Source organism: Nonomuraea sp. IBHARD001 (assembly GCF_056106265.1).
Window position 1 is genome coordinate 5,922,837 of the sequence record NZ_JBWBBW010000002.1, and the last position, 26,016, is coordinate 5,948,852.

Annotated in this window: 8 protein-coding genes (1 of these 8 cut by a window edge); all 8 read right to left on the reverse strand. The window is 74.0% G+C overall.

The annotated features are described in order from the left end of the window. Tightly spaced (at most 51 nt apart), the 8 genes in view from ACTWNK_RS29075 to ACTWNK_RS29110 form a layout consistent with a single transcriptional unit that may run on beyond the window. On the reverse strand, positions 1–4,292 hold the 5' portion of the coding sequence (locus tag ACTWNK_RS29075; RefSeq protein WP_474307729.1) for an amino acid adenylation domain-containing protein. The gene continues 1,996 nt to the left of window position 1, outside the view; 4,292 of the gene's 6,288 nt are visible here — the first part of the coding sequence; its start codon is at positions 4,290–4,292; its stop codon lies beyond the left edge, outside the window. Further along, positions 4,289–5,056, reverse strand: coding sequence for a thioesterase II family protein (locus ACTWNK_RS29080; protein WP_474307730.1), 768 nt, complete (start codon positions 5,054–5,056; stop codon positions 4,289–4,291). Before ACTWNK_RS29080 ends, ACTWNK_RS29075 begins: the two co-directional genes overlap by 4 nt. Further along, entirely contained in the window at positions 5,049–11,135 is a 6,087-nt protein-coding gene (locus tag ACTWNK_RS29085; protein ID WP_474307731.1) for an amino acid adenylation domain-containing protein, read from the reverse strand. Before ACTWNK_RS29085 ends, ACTWNK_RS29080 begins: the two co-directional genes overlap by 8 nt. Continuing rightward, positions 11,125–14,265 (reverse strand): amino acid adenylation domain-containing protein, encoded by a 3,141-nt coding sequence (locus ACTWNK_RS29090; protein ID WP_474307732.1) that lies wholly within the window; start codon positions 14,263–14,265, stop codon positions 11,125–11,127. The genes ACTWNK_RS29085 and ACTWNK_RS29090 overlap by 11 nt, the downstream gene beginning before the upstream one ends. Continuing rightward, a complete protein-coding gene (locus tag ACTWNK_RS29095) occupies positions 14,262–19,190 on the reverse strand; it encodes an amino acid adenylation domain-containing protein (protein ID WP_474307733.1) in 4,929 nt (1,642 codons plus the stop codon). The genes ACTWNK_RS29090 and ACTWNK_RS29095 overlap by 4 nt, the downstream gene beginning before the upstream one ends. Beyond that, positions 19,187–20,143 carry an LLM class flavin-dependent oxidoreductase gene (locus tag ACTWNK_RS29100; protein WP_474307734.1) on the reverse strand — a complete coding sequence of 319 codons (957 nt, stop codon included), beginning with the start codon at positions 20,141–20,143 and terminating at the stop codon, positions 19,187–19,189. Before ACTWNK_RS29100 ends, ACTWNK_RS29095 begins: the two co-directional genes overlap by 4 nt. 5 nt (positions 20,144–20,148) lie before the next feature. Next, positions 20,149–20,352: an MbtH family protein gene (locus tag ACTWNK_RS29105; RefSeq protein WP_474307735.1), complete on the reverse strand. Its 204-nt coding sequence runs from the start codon at positions 20,350–20,352 to the stop codon at positions 20,149–20,151. A 51-nt stretch (positions 20,353–20,403) separates the two neighbouring features. After that, positions 20,404–25,851 (reverse strand): type I polyketide synthase, encoded by a 5,448-nt coding sequence (locus tag ACTWNK_RS29110; protein WP_474307736.1) that lies wholly within the window; start codon positions 25,849–25,851, stop codon positions 20,404–20,406. Between the last annotated feature and the right edge of the window lie 165 nt (positions 25,852–26,016).

Consider the following 26,016-nt stretch of genomic DNA (forward strand, 5'->3'; position numbering starts at 1 on the left):
GTGAGGTCGGCCTTGGCCGTGCGCCAGGCGTCGAGCGCGCCGCCCTCGTCGGGCCCGCCGTCGGGGTCCTGGCCGCTCTGCAGGTCGAACAGCACATCCACGATCGGGTTGCGCGACAGGTCGCGTCCGGGTCGCAGCTCGTCGACGAGCAGTTCGAACGGCAGGTCGCGATGGGCGAGCGCGTCCAGCGTCAGGTCGCGCACCCGGCCGAGCAGCGTGCCGAACGAGGGGTCGCCGCTCAGGTCGGCCCGCAGGACGAGCGTGTTGACGAAGAACCCGGCGACGTCGTCGAGCTCGGGCCGGTCCCGCCCGTCGACCGGCACGCCGATCGGCAGGTCGTCGGCCCCGGTGTGCCTGGCGATCAGCACGCCGAATGCGGCCAGCAGCGTCATGAACGGGGTGGCGCCCGCCAGGCGACCGCGTTCGAGCAGCCCGGCGGCGGGCACGTCGAAGGCGAGCATCGCACCCGAGGCGTCGCGCAGCGCGGGCCTCGGCCGGTCGGCGGGCAGGTCGATCCTGGCCACGCCGTCCAGGCGCTCGCGCCAGTGGGCGAGCAGCCGCTCCAGGTGTTCGCCCTGGAGGGCCTGCCGCTGCCAGGCGGCGAAGTCGGCGTAGCCGAGCCCGCCGGGAGTCGCGGGGAGCGGCCCGCCCGCGCCCAGGTCCGCGGCCATGACCCGCAGCGAGCGGGCGTCGCAGGCGATGTGGTGCACGGTGAGCAGCAGCAGGTCGCCGCCGTCGGGCAGCACGACGAGCAGGGCCCGCCACACCGGTCCGGCCTCCAGGTCGAAGCCGCGCCGCAGCTCGGCCCCGGCCAGCGCCGTCACCTGCTCGGCCGAGTCCGCCGCGCACTCGGCGAGCTCCACGCGCGCCTCGACGTCGACCACGGCGTACGGCTCGCCGCCGCCGGAGACGTACCTGGTGCGCAGGGCCTCGTGCCGGAGCGCCAGCGCCCGCAGCCTGGCCAGCACGCCCTCGCGACCGCCCGGCCCGGCGGGCACGGCGAGCGGGACGACGTACTCGGCGCTGTGCGGGGTGAGCCGGTCGAGGAACCACAGCCTGCGCTGGCCGAAGGAGAGCTCGAGCGGGCCGGTGCGCGGCACGCGGGTGAGCGGCGTCTGGCGTCCTTCGCCGTGCTCCCGCAGCAGGGCGGCCTGCGCCCCGACGGTGGTGGCGGCGAACAGCTCGGCCAGCTGCACCTGGCTTCCGGTGACCTCGCGCAACCGGGAGGCGAGCCTGGCGACCAGCAGGGAGTGCCCGCCGAGCCGGAAGAAGTCGTCCTCGACCGCCGCCCCGCTCACCCCGAGCAGCTCCGCCCACACCTCGGCGACGGCCAGCTCGGCCCGGGTACGCGGGGGTGTGCGCGGTTCGGTGTCCTGCGGCAGCTCGGCCGAGGCGAGCGCCTGCCTGTCGACCTTGCCACTGGTGGTCCTCGGCAGCGCGGCCAGTTCGACGAACACCGAGGGGATCATCGCCTCGGGCAGTCTGGCCCGCAGCCGCGTCCGTAACCTGGCCGCAAGCTCGTGCGGGTCCGCGGCCTCGTGCACGATGACGTGGGCGACCAGCCTGGTGGCACCCGCCGGGATCCGGCGTGCCGTCACCACGGCCGCGCGCAGGTCGGGGTCGGCGGCGAGCACCGCCTCGACCTCTCCCGGCTCCACCCTGACACCGTTGATCTTGATCTGGTCGTCGGTCCTGCCGAGGAACTCCAGCACGCCGTCGCCGTTCCACCTGGCCAGGTCGCCGGTGCGGTACAGGCGTGAGCCGGGCGGGCCGTAGGGGTCGGGCACGAAGCGCTCGGCCGTGCGCGCGGGGTCGCCGAGGTAGCCCCTGCCCACGCCGACGCCGCCCGCGTGCAGTTCGCCGACCGCGCCGGAAGGCGTCCTGGCGCCGTCGGACAGCACGAGCACGCGCATGTTGTCGATCGGCGTGCCGATGGGGACGGGTCCCGCCTGCTCGACGGCGTCGTGGAAGGTGACGTCGATCGAGCACTCGGTCGGGCCGTAGGTGTTGCACACGGCCGTGTCGCTCAGCTCGCCCACCCGGGCCCGCAGCTCGCCGTGCAGCGCCTCCCCCGCGCAGAACAGCAGCCGCAGGGCGCCGCACCGCTCCCAGCCGGGCTCGGCGACCAGCATGCGCAGCAGCGCGGGCACCACCTGCAGCACCGTCACGCCGTACTCGGCGACGGCCGCGACCAGGGCGCCGGGGTCGCGTTCGGCGCCTTCGGGTGCGAGCACGACGCTCGCGCCGCACACCAGCGGGGCGAAGAACTCCCAGCCCGCCGCGTCGAAGGTGACCGGCGTCTTCTGCAGCACCCTGTCGCCCGCGTGCAGCCCGTGCCGTCGCACGGTCCACAGCACGCGGTTGGCGATGCCGCCCTGGGTGACGACGACGCCCTTGGGCCTGCCGGTCGAGCCGGAGGTGTACATGACGTAGGCGGCGTTGCCGGGCCGCAGTCCCGGGTCCGGCGTCTCGCCCTCGGTCCACGCCCCGGCGCCGGGCCGCACGACGTGGCGTTCGCCGAGGTCGAGCGCGTCCCGCAGGTCGGGCGACGTGACGACGACGCCGACGCCTTCGAGCATGGCGGCCTGGCGCTCGGGCGGCTGGCCGGGTTCGAGCGGCACGTAGACGCCGCCCGCCTTCCACACGCCGAGCAGCGCGGCGGGCAGATCGGCCGTGCGGCGCAGGCACACGCCGACGAGGGTCTCGGGGCCGACGCCGCGTGCGCGCAGCCCCCTGGCGATCGCGTCGGCGTCGGCCTCCAGTTCGGCGTAGGAGACGTGGCGCTCGCCGTCGATCACCGCGGTGGCGTCGGGCGTGCGCCTGGCCTGGTCTGCGACGAGTTCGTGCAGCAGGCCCGGGTTCGCCCTGCGCGGCCCGGACTCGGCGTGGTGCTCGTCCTCCGGCGTCATGGGGATGCGGGCGACGGGCTCGTCGGGCGCCTCGGCCAGGCCTTCGAGCAGGAGCAGCAGGTGGGCGCTGAGCCGCTCGACGGTCGCGGCGTCGTACAGGTCGCTGGCGTACTCGAAGGTCAGCCTGATCGTGCCCGCCTCTTCGATCATGTGCAGGGTGAGGTCGAGCTGCGAGCCCCTGTGCGTGATGTCCAGCGGGAGCGTGCTGCCGATCGCGGGCAGCGCGCCCGCCTCGGCCGGCATGTTGTAGGCGACGCGCACCAGCGGCGGCGCCGACCGGTCGAAGTCGCCGCGCAGCTGTCTGACCAGCCGTTCGAACGGCACGTTCTGGTGGCTCATCGCACCGAGCAGCGCCTGCCTGACCCGCGCCACCACCTCGCGAAAGCCCGGCTCTCCGGACAGGTCGGCCCGTACCACGATCATGTTCGTGAACATCCCGATCAGGTCGTGCAACTCCGGCTCGGTGCGTCCCGAGACGAAGGCCCCGAGCGCGACGTCACGCGTGCCCGTGTACCTGTGCAGCAGCACGCAGAAGGCCGCGAGCACCGTCATGTACGGCGTCGCGCCCGCCGCCCTGCCGATCGCGCACACCGCCGAGGCGAGAGCCGGGTCGAGCAGCACCTGCAGCGAGTCGCCCCGGTAGCTCGGCCTGGCCGGGCGCACCCGGTCGGCGGGCAGTTCGAGGGGTTCGAGCCCGGCCAGCCGCTCGCGCCAGTAGGCCAGCTCGGCGTCGAAGCCGCCGCCCTCGACCTGGCCGCGCTGCCAGGCGGCGAAGTCGGCGTACCCCACGGGCAGGGGCGGCTCCTGGATCCCGGCGAGCTCGCGCAGGATGAGGGTCAGCGAGGTGCCGTCGATCGCGATGTGATGCGCGGCGATCACCAGCACGTGGTCGGCCGGGCCGAGCCGTACCAGCTCGACCCGCCACAGCGGCGCACGCTCCAGCCGGTAGGGCCGCATGCCGGTGTCGTAGGCGTGCTGGAAGGCCAGCCGCTCGGCCTGTCCGGGCTCGGCCCCCGACAGGTCGACCAGCGGGATGCGCACGGGCACGGCGTCGGCGATCCGAAGGTACGGCTCGCCGCCCGCCTCGGTGACCGACATGCGCATGGCGTCGTGCCTGGCGACGACGGCGGCCAGCCGCTCGCTCAGCTCGGCGTGGTCGACCTCGATCGGCAGGCGTCCGGCGATGACCAGGTTGAACAGCGGCAGGTCGCCGGCCAGTCCGTCCATGAGCCAGACGCGGTCCTGGGCGTAGGACAGGCGCACGGGGGAGCCGTCCGGCCTGGGCGTGACCCTGGGCGGCGGCGGGCCCGACTGCGCCCCGGCGGCCAGGCGCGCCAGCAGGCGGCGCTTGACGTCCGACAGCGGCGGCGGTGTCGTGGTCATCGGCGGGTCACCGCCTCCTCACGCGCGTCGGCCAGGTCGGCGGCGACGGCGCGGACGATACGGCGGCGCTCGGCGGTGAAGAAGGAGTGGTCGCCGGGGAAGACCCTGAGCGTGAACCTGCCCGAGGTGCGCTCACGCCAGGCGGCCAGTTCCTCGACGGTGACACTGGGATCGGCGTCGCCGCCGAGCACGGTGATCGGCACGGGCAGCGGCTCGCCCGCCCGGTGCGTCCAGGTCTCCATGACCTCGTAGTCGGCCCGCACCCCGGCCTCGAACATGGTGAACAGCCCCCTGTCGGCCAGGATGACGTCCGGGATGATGCCGAGCCCGCGCAGATGGGCGGCCAGCTCGTCGGCGGGCAGGGCGTGCACGCTGGTGGGCTCGACCAGCGCGGGCGCCGGGAAGGCGCACACGGCCAGCAGCTCGGGCGCCCTGCCGACGGCGCTCAGATACCTGGCCAGCTCGTAGGCGACCAGCGCACCCGAGCAGTAGCCGAGCAGCGCGTAGGGCTCGTCGAGCACGTCGGCCAGGCCTTCGGCGAGCGCGGGCACGAGCTCGTCCATCCGCACGTGCGGCTTCTCGCGCAGCCTGCTCTCCCTGGCCGGGAGCCGCACCCCGCACAGGTCGACCCCGGCGGGCAGCTCGTCGACCCACTCGCGGAAAGTGGCGGCGCCGCCGCCCGCGTGCGGGAGGCAGATGAGCCTGGTCGCGCCGTCGGCCGCCGGGCGCAGTCTGGCCAGCCAGGGGTTCCTCGGATCACTCATCGTCTCTCCAGCCAGCTTCGTGCGACCTGCTCATCGCGTGCACGGTCGGATGGTCGAACACCCAGCTGATCGGCAGGTCGACGGCCAGCTCGGCCGAGAGCCTGCCGACCAGGACGGGGGCGAGCAGGCTGTGCCCGCCGACGTCGAAGAAGTCGTCGTGCACGCCGACCGGCCTGCCGAGCTCGGCCGTCCAGACGGCGGCGATGCGCCGCTCCAGGTCGGTCGCGGGTTCGTCGCCCGTCCGGCTCGCGTGCTCGGGCGCGGGGCGGGCCTCGGCGAGCAGGCGTCTGTCGATCTTCCCGGTCGGGGTACGGGGCAGCGCGTCGCACGCGGTGAACGTCGCGGGCACCAGGTGGGAGGGCAGGCGCCTGGCCAGGGCGGCCTTGAGCTCGCGCGCCGGGCCGCCGCCGGTGCGGACGACGTGTGCGGCCAGGCTCGTCCGCCCCTGGTCGTCGTGCACGGCGACGACCGCCGCCTCGCGCACGCCCGGCAGTTCGGCCAGCACGGCCTCGACCTCGCCGGGTTCGACCCGGGCACCCCGGATCTTGACCTGGTGGTCGCTCCTGCCGATCAGTTCGATCTGGCCGTCGGCCCTGACCCTGGCCAGGTCGCCGGTGCGGTACATGCGCTCGCCCGCCGCCGCCGGGTCGGGCAGGAAGCGGTCGGCGGTCAGGCCCGGACGGTGCAGATAGCCTCTGGCCAGGCATCGGCCGCCGACGTAGAGCTCACCGTGCACGCCCTGGGGCACCGGGTTGAGCGAGCGGTCGAGCACCTGGGCGCGTACGCCGGTGATCGGCGCGCCGACCGGCACGCCCGCGGTCGCGCCCGGCGCCAGGTCGGGGTCGCCCTCGGTGCACAGCGCGTCCCACGCCTCGGAGGAGCCGTAGAGGTTGAGCAGCGTACGGCCGGGCATCCGCTCGGCGAAGGCCGAGGCCAGCTCCCTGGTCAGCGCCTCCCCGCTGCTCACCCAGGTCGTCAGGTGCGCCAGCCGGTCGGCCAGGTCGGGTGTCACGCGCAGCAGCACCCGCAGCAGCGAGGGCACCAGCAGGATCCTGGTGACCCTGCCTTCGGCGAGCTCGTCGACCAGCCTGCGCGGGTCGCGTGCGGCGTCGGCGCAGGCGATGTGCGTCGGCATGCCGCCGATCAGCGGCCCGAACAGCTCCCACAGCCCGTCGACGAAGGCGATCGAGGTCTTCAGCACCGACACCTCACCCGGCCCGAACGGCACGGCGGCCGTCATCCAGGTCAGGCGGTTGAGCAGCGACCTGCCGGTGAGCGCCACGCCCTTGGGCCTGCCGGTCGAGCCCGAGGTGTAGATCACGCAGGCCAGCGCGTCGGGGTCGGCGGCCCCGATCTGCTCCAGCCCCTCCCCCTCTTGGTCTGGCTCCAGCGTGCGCACGCCGTCCGGCAGCACGGCCGGCCGGTCGGTGACGACGAGGGCCGTGCGGGAGTCGGCCAGCAGGTGGGCGATGCGCTCGTGCGGCAGCGCCGGGTCCAGGGGCAGGTAGGCGGCTCCGGCGTACAGGACGGCGACGGCGGCGACGGCGAGGTCGAGGCCGGGCGGCAGGTGCACGCCGACGGGCGACTCGGGCACGGCGCCGTGCGCGCGCAGGACGGCGGCCAGCGCGCGGGCACGGCGGTCGAGGTCGGCGTAGGTGAGCCGTTCGGTCGCCGTCGCGAAGGCGATGCGCTGCGGTGTGGCCACCGCCTGGGCGGCGATCAGCGTGGCGATCGTGCCGTCCGTCGCGGCCGACCGGCCAGTGAGCGGTCGCGGTGCGGCCAGCGGCAGGCGTGACAGCGGCGTCGAAGGGTCGGCGATGCCCGCCTCGACCACCCGGTGCAGCGCGTCGGCGAGCCCTTCGACGCTCGCCCGGTCGAACAGGTCGGTGGAGTACTCGACGAACCCGTCGAGCCCGCCGTCCTCCTCCGGCCACACCTGGATCGACAGCTCGAACGCCGCCTTGTCCACCGGCATCGACACGGCCTCGATCACGATGTCCTCGTCCAGGCGCCCCAGCCGCTCGGGCGTGTTCTGCACGACGAGCGCCACCTGCACGTACGGCGTGACGCCCGCGATCCGCTGCGGCGCGCACTCCTCCACGACCCGGTCGAACGGCACGCCCTGGTGGGCCAGCGCCCCGACGGCCGTCTCGCGCGAGCGGGCCACGATCTGCGCGAAGCCGGGATCGCCGCCCAGGTCGGTGCGGAGCACGACGGTGTTGACGAAGAATCCGATGAGCTCCTCCAGCTCCGGCAGCACCCGGTCGGAGGTGAACGTCCCGACGACGACGTCGCTCGTGTCGCAGCACCGGGCCAGCACCGCGTTGAGCGCGCCGAGCAGCCCCATGAACACGGTGGCGTCGGCGCTCCTGCACACCCGTTGCAGCCCCGCGACCACCTCGGGCGCGAAGCGCAGCGCCACCCGCCCGCCCGCGCCCGTGGGATGGGCGGGCCTGGGCCGGTCCAGGGGCAGCGCCATCACGGCGGGCGCACCGGCCAGCCGGCCACGCCAGTAGGCGAGCCCGGCCTCGGGGACGCCGTTCTGCCTCTCCCAGATCGCGTAGTCGCCGAAGCCGACGGTCAGCGGCTCCAGCTCCTCCCCCCGGTACAACGCCGCGAGATCACGCACCAGCACCGACTCCGACCACCCGTCGAACACGATGTGATGCACCCCCACCACCAGCACATGCACGTCCGCCGACTCCCGCACCAGCCAGAACCGCACCACCGGACCCACCTCAAGATCACCACCCACCACCTCCACATCACCCACACCCCCCTCCACCACCTCAACCACCACCCCACCACCCCCCTCCACCACCATCACCGGCTCCCCCTCCACCCCCACAAAACGCGCACGCAACACCTCATGCCGCCCCACCACACCCGACACCGCACCCACCAAACGCCCCACATCCAAACCACCCACCAAACGCAACCCCACCACCACCCCATACGCCGACCCACCCAGCCGATCCACGAACCACAACCGCCGCTGACCGAGCGAGAGCGGCACCGTGCCGTCGTGCCCGGCGGGCAGCAGCGGCCTGGTCTCGCCCTCAAGGCGCTGTTCGACGAGCGTGGCGAGCGCCGCCACGGTCGGGGTGGCGAGGAAGTCGGCGAGCGGCACCTCCCGTGCGAACGTCCTGCGCACCCGGGCCAGCAGCCGCCCCGCCAGCAGGCTGTGCCCGCCGACGTCGAAGAAGTGGTCGTGCACGCCGACCCGGTCCAGGCCGAGCAGGCCCGTCCAGATGTCGGCCAGCGCCGTCTCCACCGGCCCGCGCGGCGGCACGTAACCGCCTTCGAGGTCGGGCCTGCCGGTGCCGGGGTCGGGCAGCGCCGCCCTGTCCACCTTGCCGTTGGGGCTGACCGGCAACGCCTCCAGCGTGACGAAGACGGCCGGGACCATGTAGTCGGGCAGGACCGCTCTGCAGTGCACGAGCAGGTCGCTGGTGCCCGGCCACGGCCCGGCGGGCACGACGTGTGCGATGAGCCGCCTGTCGCCGTCGTGGTGCGGTGCGGTCACCACGACGTCCTTGACCGAGGGGTGCCTGCGCAACACCTGCTCGACCTCTTCGGGCTCGACGCGGAAGCCCCGGATCTTGACCTGCTGGTCGGCGCGGCCGAGGAACTCGATCGTGCCGCCGTCGCGCAGCCGTACCAGGTCGCCTGTGCGGTACATGCGGGAGCCCGGCCTGCCGAGCGGGTCGGGCAGGAAGCGTTCGGCGGTCAGCGCGGGCCTGCCCAGGTACCCTCTGGCCAGTCCTTCGCCCGAGACGAGCAGCTCGCCGGCGACTCCCGCCGGGACCGGCTCCTGCCGCCTGTCGACGATGTGCGCCCCGGTGCTGGGCAGCGCGTGGCCGATCGGCACCCTGCCCTCGTGGCCGTGCGGTACGGGGAAGACGGTGCTGAAGATCGTGGCCTCGGTGGGGCCGTAGCCGTTGACGACCCGGCCGCCAGGCACCAGGTCGTGGGCCCTGCGCACGTGGTCGGCCGAGAGCTGGTCGCCTCCGGCGATGAGATGGCGCACGGCGGGGAAGGGGCGTTCGGCGCAGTCGACGACCGCGTGGAACAGCGCCGCCGTCAGCCAGGCCACGGTGACCGGCTCGTCGGCGAGGAAGGCGGCCACCCGCTCGGGCAGCGCCTTGCCCGCCGGGAGGATGGCCAGCGTGTGCCCGTTGACCAGGCAGCCGAACAGCTCCAGCACCGACACGTCGAACGACAGCGGCGTGGCGAGCATGAACACCTCGTGCTCGCCGAGCGGCAGCCACGCCGGTTCCAGCACCCGGCACGCGACCGCGCGGTGCGAGACGGCGACGCCCTTGGGCCGTCCGGTCGAGCCCGAGGTGTAGATCACGTAGGCCAGCGACTCGGGGTCGGCGAGCACCGGCTCACCGGGCGCGTGCGGCGCGGTGTCGCCGGGCGCGAGCGTGAGCAGCCCGCCGGGCACCCGCTCGGGCGCGTCGGTCACGACGATCTTCGCCCCCGAGTCGGCCAGCATGTACGCCAGGCGCTCCTGCGGGTAGTCGGGTTCGAGCGGCAGATAGGCGGCTCCCGCCTTGAGCACGGCCAGCAGCGTGACCGGCACGTCGAGCGAGCGCCGCAGGCACACGCCCACGACGGACTCGGGCCCGACGCCTTCGGCCCGCAGCCGCCCGGCCAGCGCGTCGGCCCGCGCGTCCAGCTCGGCATAGGTCAGCTCGTCGCCCGCGCAGGTCGCGGCCACGGCGTCCGGCCGCAGCCGGGCCCGCTCCGCGATCAGGTCGTGCAGGCAGTGCGCCAGCGGCGGCGGTTCGTCGGCCGCGGCGCCAGGCGGCGTCAGCGGCAGCCTGGAGTACGGCAGCGCCGGATCGGCCGCGCCCGCCCGCACGACCTGACGCAGCGCCGTGGCGAACCCGTCGACGGTGGCCTGGTCGAACAGCTCGGTGGAGTACTCGACGAACCCGTCGAGCCCGCCGTCCGCCGTACGCCACACCTGGAGCGACAGGTCGAAGGCGGCGCTACGCACCGGCATCGGGACGGGCTCGACCCGCACGTGCTCGTCGAGCCGCGCGGCGGGCTCGGGCGTGTTCTGCACGATGACCGCCACCTGCGCGTAGGGCGTGACGCCCGCGATCCGCTGCGGCGCGCACTCCTCCACGACCCGGTCGAACGGCACGTCCTGATGGGCCAGCGCCCCGACCACGGTACGGCGCGACCTGGCCACCACGTCGGCGAGGCCGGGATCGCCGCCCAGGTCGGTGCGCAGCACGACGGTGTTGACGAAGAACCCGATCAGCTCTTCGAGCTCGGGCAGCACACGGTCGGACGTGATGGTGGCGACGACGACGTCGGTGGTGTCGCAGGAGCGGGCCAGCACCACGTTCACCGCGCCGAGCAGCCCCATGAACAGGGTCGCGCCCGACGCCGCGCACACCGAGGTCAGCCCCTCGACCTCGCCCGCCGACAGCCCGAACGCACTCCTGCGCCCCGCGCCCGTCCGGCGTGCCGGTCGCGGCCGGTCCAGCGGCATGCCCATCAGCGCCGGCGCCCCGGCCAGCCGTTCCCGCCAGTAGGCCAGGCCTTCGGGGTCGACGCCCTGCTCGCGTTCCCAGGCCGCGTAGTCGCCGAAGCCGACGCTCAGCGGCTCCAGCTCCTCCCCCCGGTACAACGCCGCGAGATCACGCACCAGCACCGACTCCGACCACCCGTCGAACACGATGTGATGCACCCCCACCACCAGCACATGCACACCCGCCGACTCCCGCACCAGCCAGAACCGCACCACCGGACCCACCTCAAGATCACCACCCACCACCTCCACATCACCCACACCCCCCTCCACCACCTCAACCACCACCCCACCACCCCCCTCCACCACCATCACCGGCTCCCCCTCCACCCCCACAAAACGCGCACGCAACACCTCATGCCGCCCCACCACACCCGACACCGCACCCACCAAACGCCCCACATCCAAACCACCCACCAAACGCAACCCCACCACCACCCCATACGCCGACCCACCCAGCCGATCCACGAACCACAACCGCCGCTGCGCCCACGACACCGGCAGGACCCTGGCGCGCTCATCGCTCATGACCGCTCACCCCCAGCTCGCGCAGCAGCGCGTCCAGCTCGGCGCCCTCGCCGACGGCCGAGCGCAGTGCGTTGCCCGTCGACACCGTGCCGATGCGCGAGGCCGTACGCGCCGGGGCGGCCCGGTCGACCGCCGAGGCCAGGTCGGCGAGGCGGGGGTGCTCGAAGACCAGCGCGACACCCACCGCCACCCCGAAACGCCGTCGCAGCCTGGCCGCGACCTGCCCGGCGAGCAGTGAGTGCCCGCCGAGTGCGAAGAAGTCGTCGTCCGCGCCGACCGCCTCGACGGCCAGCACCTCCCGCCAGATCTCGGCCAGCGCGTGCTGCGTGGCGCCGCTCAGCTCCCGGGGCGGCGCCGACCGCCTCCCGGGATCGGGCAGCGCCGACAGGTCGACCTTCCCGCTGCCCGTCCTCGGCACCTCCGGTATCCACACGTGGACGACCGGCACGAGATGCCTGGGCAGCAGTGCGGCCACGTGCTCGCGCAGGGCGTCGGGGGAGGCGACCGGCTGACCCGGTGCGGCGACCAGATAGGCGGTCAGGCGCTCCTGCCTGACGGTCACGACGGCGTCGGCGACCGACGGGTGCGTGCGCAGCGCCGCCTCGCTCTCGCCCGGTTCGATGCGCAGGCCGTGCAGGCCGATCTGGCGGTCGAGCCTGCCGACGATCTCCAGCGACCCGTCGGCGCGGCGACGGCCCAGGTCGCCGGTGCGGTAGAGGCGGCCTCCGGCGGCGAAGGGATGCGGGACGAACCTCGCCGCCGTACGGCCGGGCTCGTCCCGGTAGCCCCTGGCCAGGCCCGCGCCGCCGATGTGGATCTCGCCGGGCATGCCGTCCGGCACGGGTTCCATGCGGGCGTCAAGCACGTGCACCTCGGTGCCGGCGATGGGCGTGCCGACGCTCACCCGGCCGCCGTCGGCGTGCACCCGGCCGAGCGGGGCGATCGTCGAGACCATGCTCGCCTCGGTGACGCCGTAGACGTGGGCCAGCCGTACGCCGGGGGCCGCCGCCTGCCAGCGGGCCAGGGAGGCGGGGTCGGCGGGCTCGCTGCCGATCACGACGAGCCTGAGCGTCGCGGGCACGCCCGACGCCTCGGCGGCCTCGGTCAGCGAGACGAGGAACGACGTGGACAGATGCGCCACCGTCACACCGAGCCGTTCGACGGCCCGCAGGAAGGCGGCCGGACCGTCGAGCATGTCCGGCGAGCCGATCACCAGCGTGGCGCCCGCCGCCAGGCACGGGAAGATCTCCTCGGCGCTGAGGTCGAACCCGAGCGAGGCGAACTGCAGCACCCGGTCCCCGCGTACCAGCCCGTGCGCCCGGCCGTGCGCCGACGCGTACGCCGCCACCCCGCCGTGCGTGACCTCGACCGCCTTGGGCCCGCCGGTCGAGCCCGAGGTGAACATGACATAGGCCAGCTCGCCCGGATCGACGGCGCAGGCGGGCGCCGAAGCCGCACGCCCTTCGCCCAGGCACACGAGCAGCGGGTCCCAAGCGGCGAACGCCCCCACGTGGGCCTCGGTCGTGACGACGGCGGCGGGCCGCGACGCCTCCAGCAGGGCGGCCAGCCTGGCCTGCGGCTGGGCCGGGTCCACCGGCAGGTAGACCGCGCCCACCCGGTGAATCGCCCGGATGGCGACGATCGCCTCCGCGGACCGCCCGCACCCGGACGCCACCAGCGCGCCTCGCCGCACGCCCTTCGCGACCAGTTCGGCGCCCAGCGCGGCCGAGGCCGCCTCCAGCCCGGCCCACGACAGCGACACCCCCTCCGCCTCGACGGCCGCCCCGCCCGGCACCTCGACACCGGCCCCGCCCACGACAGGCCCCCCCGATCCCAGGCCGATGACCCGCTCGCGCGTCCGCTCGTCCAGCAGCGGCAGTTCGCCCACCGCCCGATCGCGCTCGGCGAGCACCGCACGCGCGAGCGTCCCCAGGCACCGGGTGAGGGCGTTCACGGTCGAGGCGTCGAACAGGGCGGTGTCGTACTCGCAGACCAGCCCGGACGACGTCATCGTCAGGCTCAGGTCGAACAGCGACACCCGCCGGTCCAGCACCGTCACGGGCCTCGCCTCGACGCCGGGCAGCTCGAGCCCGGCGCCAGGCTCCGCGTCCAGCATGACCTGGAACACCGGATGATGGCCGAGTCCCCGCACCGGATTGACCGCCTTGACGACCTGGTCGAACGGCGCTCCGCCATGCTCGTGCGCCTCCCGCACCACATGGGCGGCCCGCCGCACCAGCGCCCCGAACCCTTCGTCCGGCCGTACGGCCAGCCGCAGCGGCAGCGTGTTGGCCAGGCAGCCGACCACGCGCTCGGTGCCCGGCCTGTCCCGTCCCGCGTGCACGGTGCCGACGACCACGTCGCGCTCCCCCGTCAGGCGGTGCAGCCACAGCCCGAACAGCGCCAGCGTCACCGCGAACGGCGTCGCCCGCTCCCGTACGGCCAGGGCGGCCAGCCCTTCGGGCAGCGGACCGAGCTCGACGAGCGCGCCCTCGTTGCGGCCGACGCGCGGCCTGGCCCGGTCGAACGGCAGGTCGAGCACGGCCGGAGCGCCGTCGAGCGAACTCCTCCAGTGCGCGAGAGCGGCGTCGAAGGCGCCACGCCCGGCCTGCTCGCGCTGCCAGATCGCATAGTCGGCGTACTGCAGGGCGGGCGCGGGCGGCGGCTCGCCCCGGTAGTGCGCGCCGATCTCCGCGAGGATCAGCCCGAGCGACCAGCCGTCGCACACGGTGTGGTGCACGGTCAGCGTCAACACATGGCGTTCGGGCCCGACCCGCAACAGTTCGGCGCGCAGCAGCGGCCCGGCCGCCAGGTCGAACCTGCGCCTGGCCTGCCCGGCCGCCCGGCCCGCCACCTCCTCCTCACGCACGTCCACGACCTCGAACGGCACCTCGACGGTGTCGGCGATCACCTGGTACGGCCGCCCGCCGATCGTCCTGAACGTCGTGCGCAACGCCTCGTGCGCCTGGACGACGGCGCCCAGCGCGGCCCGGAAGGCGGGCACGTCGAGCGGTCCCACGAGCTCGGTCGCCAGATGCAGGTTGTAGGGCGCCGCGCCGCCCGCGAGCTGTTCGGCCAGCCAGAACCGCTCCTGCGCGAAGGAGGCGGGCACGGCGACGGCCTCGCTCATCGAGGCGCCTCCCCGACCTCGTCGAAGGCGTCCCAGGACACCAGGAAGGCGGCCCGGTCCACCACGCCCGGCCCCTGTTCGGCCGCCTCGTCCATCGCGGCCACCCGCCGGGCGAGCGCCGCCACACTGGGCGCGGCGAGCACGTCGCCCGCCGACACCGCCCTGCCGAGCGCGGCCCGCAGCCTGACCCCGGCGCGTGCGGCCAGCAGGCTGTGCCCGCCGAGTGCGAAGAAGTCGTCGAAGGCGCCGACCCGCGTGCCGAGCACCTCCGCGAACACGGCGGCGATCAGCCGCTCGGTCTCGTCCCTCGGCTCGACGTGCCGCGCGCCGCTCCCCTCCGGCCTGGGCACGGCGAACGCGGACCTGTCGATCTTGCCGGTCGGGGTGCGCGGGAAGGCGTCGAGCACGGTGATCGTCTGCGGCACCAGGTGCGCGGGCAGCCGCGCCCGCAGCCAGTCGGTGAGCGACTCCCCCCGCACGCTCCCTTCTCCCAGGACGAAGGCGGCCAGCGACTCCAGCCGCCCGCCTTCCTCCCCGGCGGGGAGCACGACGGCGTCCCGTACCCCTTCGGCCGAGCGCAGCACCGTCTCGATCTCGCCTGGTTCGATCCGGAACCCGCGTACCTTGACCTGCCGGTCGCCTCGTCCGAGGAACTCGATCGCCCCGTCGCCCCGCAGCCGCCCCCGGTCCCCGGTGGCATACAGCCGCTCACCCGGAGCCCCTTCGGGATCGGGTACGAAACGCTCGGCCGTACGGCCCGGCATGCCGTGGTAGCCCCTGGCGAGGGTCGGCCCGGACAGGTGGATCTGCCCGGCGATGCCGGGCGGCACGGGCCGCAGGCAGGCGTCGAGCACGCGGGCCCCGACGCCGGGCAGGCCGCCGCCGACGGGCAGCCAGGCCGAGCCGCCGACGGGCTCGCCCTCCCACAGCGTGCTGCCGACGGTTGCCTCGGTGACGCCGTAGACGTTGAGCACCCGGGTGCCTGGCCCGGCGACGCGGCGCAGTGCGGCGTGCTCGGCGGCGGTCCACGGCTCGCCGCCGACCGCGATCAGTGTGAGGAAGCCGAGCGACAGGCCTTCGGCCTCGCAGTGGTCGACCAGCAGCCTGGCCACCGAAGGCAGCAGTTCGGCGTAACGCACGTCGTTGTCGCGCAGCGCCTCGTACAGCCTGCGGGGATCGAGCACGACGTCCTTCGGGCAGATGACCAGCGTGCCGCCCGAGGCCAGGGCGCGGACCAGGTCGCCCGTGCACACGTCGAAGGCGAACGAGGCCAGGCTGGCGTGCGCGGCCGGGGTGAGCGCGTAGGCCTCGGCCCAGGCCCGGTACTCCGCCGCGAGTGCGCCACGGCTGATCACCACGGGCTTCGGCTCGCCGGTCGAGCCGGAGGTGCCGATGAGATAGGCGGCGTGCCCCGGCAGCTGCGGGCCGCCGTACGAGGGACCGGGATCGCCCTCCAGGTCGTCGAACAGCACCGCGCCCGCCGCCTCGACCAGCGACGCGATCCGGTCGGCCGGCCAGTCCGGGTCGAGCGGGAGATAGGCGGCTCCCGCCTTGAGCACGCCGAGCACGTGCTCGGGCAGCCGCAGGTCGCGCTCAAGGCACAGCGCGACGACGTCCTCCGGCCCGACGCCCTTGGCCCGCAGCACCCGCGCGACGCGCTCGGCCCCGGCGTCCAGTTCCCCGTAGGTGAGCGCGCCCCCACCGGCCAGCCGTACGGCCGGCCGGTCCGGGTTGGCGGCGGCATGCCCCTCGAACAGCGCCAGCACGGGCGTCGGCGTGGACGACGGGCGCCTGCCGGGTGCGCTCGCACCGCCCAGGGGCAGCTCGGCGATCCGCGTGCCGGGGTCGGCGAGCGCCGCGGCGAGCAGGAGTTCGTACTGCGCGGCGAGCCTGGCGACGCTCCCGGCGTCGAACAGGTCGGAGCGGTACTCCCAGATCATCGTGATCCGCCGGTCGCGCTCGTCCGGCGGCAGCCCGGTCTGCCGTTCGGCCCTGGGCACGGCCAGCACCGACAGGTCCACCTTGGCCGTGCCGTTGTGCCGCTCCAGGTACGTGCCTTCGACCTCGCCCAGGTCGATGGGGCCGAGCGGCGCGTCGTCCATGTTGAACATGGCGGCGAACAGCGGATTGCGGCCCGGTGTCCTGATCGGCGCGAGCGCCTCGACGACCCGGGTGAAGGCGACGTCCTGGTGGGCGTGCGCGCCGAGCGTGACAGCGGCGGCCTGCTCGACCAGCGCCCCGAAGCCCGGCGATCCGGACAGGTCGAAGCGCAGCACGACCGGGTTGACGAACATGCCGATGACGTCCTGGGTGCCGGGCGCGGCCCGATTGGCGAAGGCGGAGCCCACACAGAGGTCCTGCCTGCCTCCGGCCCGGTGCAGCAGCGCGACATAGGCGGCCAGCAGGGTGGCGAACAGGGTGACGCCGCTCGCCCTGCTGCGTTCGCGGGCCAGCTCGCACAGCCACGGCGGCAGCTCGACGCGGTGCACGCCGCCGGCGTAGGCGGCCTCGGCCGGGCGCGGCCGGTCGAGGGCCAGGCCGAGCTCGTCGTCGGCGCCCTTCAGCCGCTCGCTCCAGTACGCCAGGCGCTCGCCGTCGGCCCGCGCGCGCTGCCTGCGGGCGAAGTCGGTGTAGCGCAGCCGCCCGCCCGCCGGATCGCCCGGCTCCTCGCCCCGGTAGAGCGCCGACAGCTCCTGGGTCAGCAGCGCGAACGACCAGCCGTCGTGCACGAGGTGGTGCTCGACGAGCACGAGTTCGTGCAGGCCGGGCGCGAGCCTGAGCAGCGTCCAGCGCACCAGCGGCAGCCTGGCCACCTCGAACGGCGTGCGCGCCTCGGCCAGCACCAGCGCCTCGACCTCGTCGGCGCTCGACTCCACGACGGGGATGCGCACGGCGTAGGGCGGATGCACCCGTTGCACGGGCACGCCGTCCGCGCCGGTCTCGATCGTCGTGCGCAGCACCTCGTGCCGTTCGACGAGCCTGCTCACCGCGTGTTCGAGCCTGGCGTGCTCCAGCGGGCCCCGCAGGGTGAACGTGGTGGGCGCGTTGTAGGCGATGTTGCCGGGCGAGGACTGCTCGTGGAACCAGATCTGCTCCTGCATGAGCGTGAGCGGCGCCTCGCCGTCGGCGCTCGGCGCCTCCCGCTCCCCCGTGCAGGGCGTGCAGGCGTCGGCGACCGCGGCGAGCGCCTCGACGGTCCTGCCGGTGAACAGGTCGTGCAGCTCCAGCTCGGCCCCGGTCGCGGCGCGCAGGGCGGCGAGCACCCTGATCGCGCCGATCGAGGTGCCGCCGAGCCGGAAGAAGTCGTCACGCGTGCCGACGCGCTCCAGGCCGAGCACCTCACGCCAGATGCCGGTGAGCAGGTGCTCGGTGGGCGTCTGCGGCTCGCCCACCGACTCGGACTCGATCGGCGAGCGCGGCAGGGCGGCTCTGTCGATCTTCCCGGCCTCGGTCAGCGGGAGCCTGTCGTGCGCGTGCCAGCCGGTGGGGATCATCCACGGCGGCAGCCGCAGCGCCAGCCAGTCGCGCAGCTCGCCGACCCCGGGCGGGCTGGTGGTGTCGGCGGCGACCAGATGGGCGACCAGCCGCCCCGACTCCAGCACGACGCAGCACCGCGTCACCTCGGGATGGGCGTCGAGCGCGGCCTCCACCTCGCCCGGCTCGACGCGGTGCCCGTGGATCTTGGCCTGGTCGTCGGTGCGGCCGAGGAACTCCAGGCCGTGCGGGGGGCGGCGCCGTACCAGGTCGCCCGTGCGGTACATGCGGGCGCCCGGCGGGCCCGCCGGGTCGGGGACGAAACGTTCGGCGGTGAGCGCCGGGCGGCCGAGGTAGCCCCTGGCCAGCAGGTCGCCGCCCAGGTGCAGTTCGCCGCCCGCCTCGCCTCTGACCTCGCGCAGCTCGGCGTCCATGATGGCGAGCCTGCGCCTGCCGACCGCACGGCCGATCGGCACCCTGTCGCCGTCGGGCGTCACCCGGTGCGTGGTCGCGGTGATGACGGCCTCGGTGGGGCCGTAGGCGTTGAGCAGCGTCAGCGTGTCGGTCGACCACCGCCTGGCCGCCGCGGACGGGAACTGCTCGCCACCGACGCTGAGCAGCCGCAGCACCCCGGTCGGGAAGGGCCGCTCCTCGGCCACGAGCTCGGCGAACAGCGCCGCCGGCAGGTCCGCGACGGTGATCTCGTCCTGGTCGAGGGTACGGCGGAGCTCGGTGACCCCCCACGGCCGAGGCCCGCGCATGACGACGGCCGCGCCCGCGAACAGCGCGGTGAACAGCTGCTCGACGGCGACGTCCACCGACTCCCCCGCCAGCTGCAGCACGGTGTCACGCCTGCTGAGCCCCAGCTTGGCGGTCATCGACCTGATGTGCGCCGACGCGGGCCGGTGCGGCACCACCACGCCCTTCGGCGTGCCGGTCGAGCCCGATGTGTAGATCACGTAGGCGGCGCTGAGCGAGTCGACGGCCATCGGGGCCGGCGCGGCGTCCTCGCCTTCGAGTGCGACGGCCGTCAGGCCGGGGAAGCGCCCGGCCGTCTCCTCGGTGGCGACGACCCTGCGCACACCCGCGTCCTCGGCCACGGCGCGGGCGCGCGAGGCGGGAAAGTCGGCGGGGATCGGCAGGAAGGCCGCGCCCGCCTGCAGGACGCCGAGCAGTGCGACCGGCAGCCCCACGCCTCGCGGCACGCAGACCGCCACCACGTCCTCGGGCCCCGAGCCCGCCGCCCGCAGCCGCAGGGCCAGCCCCGAGGCCCGCGCGCCGAGCTCGCCGTAGGTCAGGCGTTCGCCGCCGCACACCACGGCGACGGCGTCGGGCGCCCGCCCGGCCATGGCCAGCACCGGGCCGTGCAGCCCGCAGTCGGCCCCCGGCCCGCTCGACGCGGCGCAGGCGCCCTCGTCCTGGGGCTCGGCGCCCAGCGGCTGCGGCGTCACGGGGCGACCAAGGCTTCGACGGTACGCGCGAACAGGGCCCTGTCGTTGTGCGCCGAGGCCATCGGCGTGATGACGACCTGGGTCGCGCCCGCCTCGCGGTAACGCCGTGCCATGGCGGCCACGGCCTGCTCGTCGCCGAGCACGGCGATGCCGTCGAGCATCTCGTCGCCGACCACGCCGCGTTCCAGGTCGGCGCCGAAGCCGCTCCTGCCGTACATCGTGCGGTAGGTGGGGACGCGGGCGTACGCGGCCAGGTAGCGGCGCAGCAGTTCGCGGTCGCCCGGCAGGTCCTGAGACACCGCGCCCGGCACCATCGCGACGACGGGGAAGCCGTCGAGTGTGCGACCGGCCTTGCGCAGGCCCTCGCGCAGCGCCGGCATGACGACGTCGCGCAGGTAGGGCGCCGTGCACATCCACAGCATGAGCCCGTCGCCGAACTCACCGGCGAGCTCGGCCAGTCTCGGCCCGAAAGCGCCGAGATAGACCGGCAGCTCAGGACGCCTGGGCGCCGCGTACACGGCATGCGCCCTGAACCACGAGCCGGTGACGTGCGCCTCGCCCTCGCGGATCAGCGAGGTGACGATCGAGAGGTACTCCCGCATCGACTCCACGGGCGGGCCCATCGGCACGCCGAGCATCCACTCGCCGGTCACCCGGTGCCCGCCGCCGACGCCGAGCACGAAACGCCCGCCCGACAGCTCGTCGACGGTGAGCGCGGTCTGGGCCATCGTGACAGGTGGGCGGGTGTAGAAGGGCAGCACGCCCGCCCCGATGGTGACGCGCTCGGTCGAACAGGCCAGTGCGGCCAGCACGGCCGCACTGTCGCGCAGGCTGGGCAGCTGCACCAGCCACACCGCGTCGACGCCGATCTTCTCGGCGAGCCTGGCCCGCTCGATCATCTCGGCCACGGGCAGGTCCTGCCCGTGGATCACCACCCCTGTCTCGAAGGACATCGAGGTCAGCCGCCCATCCGCTCGCGCAGGCTCTTGGGCCGCATGTCGGTCCACACCTCTTCGATGTAGGTCAGGCACTCGGCCTTGGGGCCGGTCCTGCCGACCTCGCTCCATCCGGCGGGCACGGTTCTGTGCACCGGCCAGATGGAGTACTGCTCCTCGTGGTTCATCACGACCGTGTACTCGCGGTCGTCGTCGTCCTCGAACACGCCTGTCTCCTCTTGCTCACGGGGTGAATGCGGTGCGGTGGGTACGGCGGGCTATTCGAGCGTGGCCAGCAGGGCCGCGGCCTCCTCGTCCGACATCCCGGCCACCTGCTCGGCGAGCGTGGCCTCGATGTCGGCGGCGAGGTTGCGCGTGGTCCTGCACTCGAACAGCACGGCGACGGCGAGTTCCGTCCTGAAGTGCTCCCTGATCCTGGCCACGAGCTGGACCGCGATCAGCGAGTTGCCTCCGAGGTCGAAGAAGTCGTCGTCGACGCCGACCTTGTCGACGCCGAGCGAGTCCTGCCAGAACTCGGCCAGGGCCCGCTGCGCCGCGGTGACCGGCTCCACGTACGGGGTGGCGAGGTTGCGCGCGGTGACGGCGGCGGCCCGTTGCGGGGCCTGGGCCATCTGCTCGCGCAGCGCCTCCCTGGTGACGCCCGCCGCCCTGCGCAGCCGCTCGCCCAGGCCGTCGGGGCACATGATGAGCTGCGGGTGCACACCGCTGTCGAGGATCTGCCAGAGTGCGGCCGATCCGGCCTCGGGGTGGATGCCGAACTCCAGGTCGGCCTCGCGCAGCAGCCGCAGCTCCAGGTCGGCGGCGGCGGACGCGCCCGCGCTCTCCTGGCCGTCTGCGGCGATGACGAGCCCGCTGTCGGAGCCGGTCGGCGCCATCGCCTCGGCCGCGCCGCCCGAGTCATAGGCCAGCAGCGTGAAGCCTTCGACCAGGACGAGCTCGCGGCCGTCCGCGTCCATGATGGTGATGTCGCTGCGGGTGATGTCGCCCGTGGTGTCGTCACGGTGGCGGATGTGGCTGAAGATCCGTCCGGGCAGCTGCCCGCGCACCACGATGCGGTCGTAGCCGAACGGCAGGAAGCGGGCGTCGGCCGCGATGGCCTGGCCGAGTGCGTTGGCGCTGTCCAGCATCGCCGGGTGCAGGCCGTAGCCGGGCAGCTCGGCCACGAAGGCGTCCGGCTGCTCGACGAGGACCAGTTCGGCGTCCTCGCCGCGCCACCTGCCCCTGATGTTGTCCCAGTGCGGGCCGACGGTCAGGCCGCCGATCGCCGGGTCGTAGGAGGGGGTGTCCAGCACGTCGCACAGGATGCGCAGCGTGCCCAGGTCGTGCACGGGGGCGGGCTCGTCGGGCGCGCGCCTGACCCTGGCCCTGGTGTACTCGGTCCCGCCTCCGCCGTCCTCGGCGTCGGCGACCGTGACCAGGTAGCCGCCGTCGCCGTCGGGCCGGTAGACCACCTTGACGTTGCGGCTGTGCTCGAAGGTCAGCGGACGCATGAACACCACGTCCTTGATCTCCATCAGCGCGTGGCCGGTGCCGAGCTCGAACCCGGCCCTGATGATCTCCACGAGCCCGGTGCCCGGCATGGTCGGCAGGCCTTCGAGGCGGTGCTCGTCGACCTCCCAGTCGGCCTCCGACAGCCGCTTCACGAACACGATCTCGTCGGAGTAGAGCTGGTGCAGCCTGCTGTCGAGCAGCGGGTGCTCGACCGCCTCGTACCTGTCGCCGCGCTCGAAGTCGGTCAGCAGGGCCGGCGCGTAGGTGTCGTGCGCCATGCCGATGTTGAACCAGATCGGCCAGTTGATCGACAGCACACGGGTACGGCCGCCCGCCCTGGCATGGGCGTAGGCGTCCATGACGGCATTGGCCGCACAGTAGTCGCCGAGGCCGAAGTCGCCCGAGATGACGGCGATCGAGGAGTACAGCACGAGCAGGTCGAGCTCGTCGCCGAACACCTCCTCGATGGCGTAGAGGCCGCCGACCTTCGGGGCGAACACCCCTTCGGCCGCCTCGGCCGAGCGGGTCTCCAGCATGCCGCCGCCGGAGACGCCCGCCGCGTGGAAGACGCCGTTGACCGGCCCGAACGCGGCCTCGGCGCGGCGCCGTACCTCGCGCATCGCCTCGGGGTCCGCCACGTCGGCGGCGACGACCAGCACGTTGTCGCCGAGTTCGCGCACCTTCAGGATGCGGCGGGCGACCGGGTCGTCGTCGCCGTGCGCGGCCAGATAGCCCGCCCACGACTCCCGCTCGGGCAGCCCGCTCCTGCCGACCAGCACCAGCCTGGCGTCGACCCTTTCGGCCAGGTCCTTGGCCAGGACCAGGCCGAGACCGCCCAGACCGCCGGTGACGACATAGACGCCCTGCTCGCGCAGCGGAGGCGGGCCCGAGGGTTCGAGGTCGATGCGGTCGTAGCCCCACACCCAGCGCTTACGGCCTCGGTAGGCCACCTGGTCGGCGGCGTCACCCGCGACGATCTCGGCCTCCAGCCGCACGGCGTCGGCCGCGGCGTCGCCGGAGTCGGTGAAGTCGACGCCCTTGCACGAGACGCCGGTCAGCTCCTTGGGCACGAGCTTGATCAGGCCGAGCAGTGCGCCCTTGGCCGGTTCGACCGGGTCCTGGCCGGTGACGTCGTTCATCGCGGTCGTGGCGAGGAAGAGGTCGGCCTCGGGCGCGTCCCTCCTGCGGGCCAGGGCCTGCAGCAGGTTGAGCACACTGTAGAAGCCGAGGTCGAGCCAGCCGTTCGGGCTGCCGGCCGTGCCCGGCCGCGCGGCCGACCAGCCGTGCACGACGGTCAGGCGGCCTTCGCCCGCGCCCGGCAGGGCGAAGACGGCGTCCAGCGCCGCGGCGTGTCCCGCCGGGTCGCGTGCCTCCACCGCCAGGTCGCCTTCGCCGGGCGACGGGGTCACCGCGACGACCGGCAGCCCGGCCGCGCGGCGGCGCCGTACCAGCTCTTCGGCCGGGCCGTGGCCCGGGGTGAAGACCAGCCACGGGCGCGTGTCGGCGGGTGCGGACGGCGGCGGGGCCGTCTCGCGCCAGACCGGCACGTAGTAGGGGCCGGTGTCCTTGGGGCCGGCCGCCGCCGCGGTGAACGACTCGGGGTCGGGTTCGGCCCAGCACCGCTGGCGTTCGTAGGGGTAGGTCGGCAGCGGCACGCGGGAGCGCGGCTCCTCGCCCCAGAACGCCTCCCAGTCCACCCTGCCCGCCGCCTGCCAGACCTGGCCGACGGCCGTCAGCAGCGCCTCGACGTCGGACTGACGCCTTTGCGGGTGCCGCATCGCGGGGACGACGAGCCCGGCCATGTCGGCGTCGAGCCGCCTGCGGGCCAGCGTGGTGAGCGTCTGGCCCGGCCCGACCTCGACCAGCACCCGGCGCCTGCCCTCGGTGAGCACGCCGACCGCGTCGCCGAAGCGCACGCAGCGCCGCAGGTGCTCACTCCAGTAGCCGGGATCGGTCGCCTGCTCGGCGGTGATCCACGTCCCCGTGACGTTCGAGACGTACGGCAGGCCCGGCGCACGCGGCCCGGTCTCGGCCACCTTCGCCGCGAACTCCTCCAGGATCGGGTCCATCGCGGCCGAGTGGAAGGCGTGCGAGGTGTGCAGCGGGCGCCCCTCGACGCCCTGCAGCGACAGCACCTCGCGCAACTCGGCGATCGCCTCGGCCGGTCCCGAGACCACGCACTGGTCGGGCGCGTTGACGGCGGCCAGGTCGACGCCGGGTCCGAGCATGGGCCTGAGCAGGTCCTCGCTGAGCGGCACCGAGAGCATGTCGCCGCGCGGCAGGTCCTGCATGAGCGCGCCCCTGGCGACGACCAGGGCCAGCGCCTCCTCGCGGGTGAAGACACCGGCCAGGCACGCGGCGACGTACTCGCCGATGCTGTGCCCGACCATCGCCGCCGGTCGCAGGCCCCAGGAGCGCAGCAGCGCGGCCAGGGCGTACTCGACGGCGAACACGGCGGGCTGGGTGACGGCCGTCTCGTTCAGGCCTTCGCCGCCGAAGAGCTTCTCGCGCAGGTCCCAGCCGGTGATGAGCTCGGCGCAGGCGTCGATCTCGGCCCGGAAGACCGGCTCGGTGTCGTAGAGGTCCTTGCCCATCCCGGCGTACTGTGCGCCCTGGCCGGGGAACATGAACACGACCTCGCGCGCGTCGCCGCGCGGCGGTGTCAGCGCGGGATGGCCGGGAACGATCCCGGCGGCGAGCCGCTCGACGGCCGATGCGGCGTCCTGGGCCACGACGAACCCCCGGGCCGCCCTCGGCGTCCTGCCCTTGGCCAGCGTGCTGGCGGCGTCGGCCAGGTCGGCCGGCTGGTCCTCCAGGTGCCTGCTCAGGTCGGCGCCGATGGCGTCGAGCGCCGTCGGCGTGCGGGCCGACAGCGGGATCAGGTGGTAGGCGCGTTCCGAAGGCGCCACGACCCTGCTGGGCCCCTCCTCCAGGATGACGTGCGCGTTGGTCCCGCCGACGCCGAACGAGCTCACCCCGGCCAGCAGCGGATGGCCGTTGGCCTTCCACGGCATGAGCTCGGTGTTGACATAGAACGGCGAGGAGTCGAAGTCGATCGCCGGGTTCGGCTCGTCGTAGTTGAGGCTGGCGGGAAGCGCCCTGCGGCTCAGGCAGAGCACGGTCTTGATCAGACCGGTGACGCCCGCCGCGGCGCCCAGATGGCCGACGTTCGACTTGACCGAGGCGATCGGGCAGTCGGCGACCCTTCCGGTCTGGGCCCTGAAGGCCTGGGTCAGGGCGGCGACCTCGATCGGGTCGCCGACCAGCGTGCCGGTGCCGTGCGCCTCGACGTACCCGATGTCCTCCGCCCCGACCCCGGCCCTGCGCAGGGCGTCGGTGATGACCGCGACCTGGCCGGGAACGCTCGGCGCGGCGAAGGCGCCCTTGGCCGCTCCGTCGTTGTTGATCGCCGAGGCCCTGATCACCGCGTGCACGGTGTCGCGGTCGGCCAGGGCGTCGGCCAGCCGCTTGAGCACCACGATGCCCACGCCGCTGCCGAAGATCGTGCCTCTGGCCTTGGCGTCGAACACGCGGGCGTGGCCGTCGGGCGAGAAGATGCCGCCGTCCTCGTAGAAGTAGCCCGAGATCCTCGGCAGGGGCTCGTCCACGCCGCCCGCCAGCGCCATCTCGCACTCGCCCGCCAGCAACGCCCGGCACGCGGTGTGCACCGCGACCATGGAGGTGGAGCAGGCGGTGAGCGTCGTGAGCGCCGGGCCGCGCAGACCGAGCCGGTATGCGGTCTGCGTGGCGACGTAGTCGCTCGTGTTCGACAGGTCGATCGCGAAGTGGCCCATCAGCCTGATCGCGTCGGCGTTGCGGATGACGTTCAGCTCGCGGTAGCGGTTGATGCCCACGCCGCCGAAGACGCCGATGCGCGCCTCGTAGCGCGAGGGGTCGTAGCCCGCGTGCTGCAGTGCGGTGTCCGATGCCTCCAGGAAGGCCCGGTGCTGCGGGTCGAGGATCTCCGCCTCCCGGGTGGACATCCCGAAGTAGGCGGGTTCGAAGAACTCGGTGTCAGGCGCGATGGGCGCCGCCCTGACATAGGTCGGGAACGCGAGCAGCTCGTCAGGCGTGCCCGCGGCGCGCAGCTCGTCGTCGCTGAAGAACGTGACCGACTCGACCCCGGCCACCAGGTTCTGCCAGAACTCCTCGATGTCGTGAGCACCGGGGAATCTCCCGGCCATACCGACGATCGCGATGTGATCTCTCTCCACTGCTGCGCTCCTGATGTGATCATCCGGGCACCGGCAAGGTCAAGGCTGCAAAACGGCGGGGTGCCCGGCAAGGCCATGAGCTGCTGTTGGCGACAAGTCGCCAGCGCCGTTGACGTGCGGGCCCGTACACGGTGGCCTGAGGGACGGTCCCCGCGGAAGGAGCGC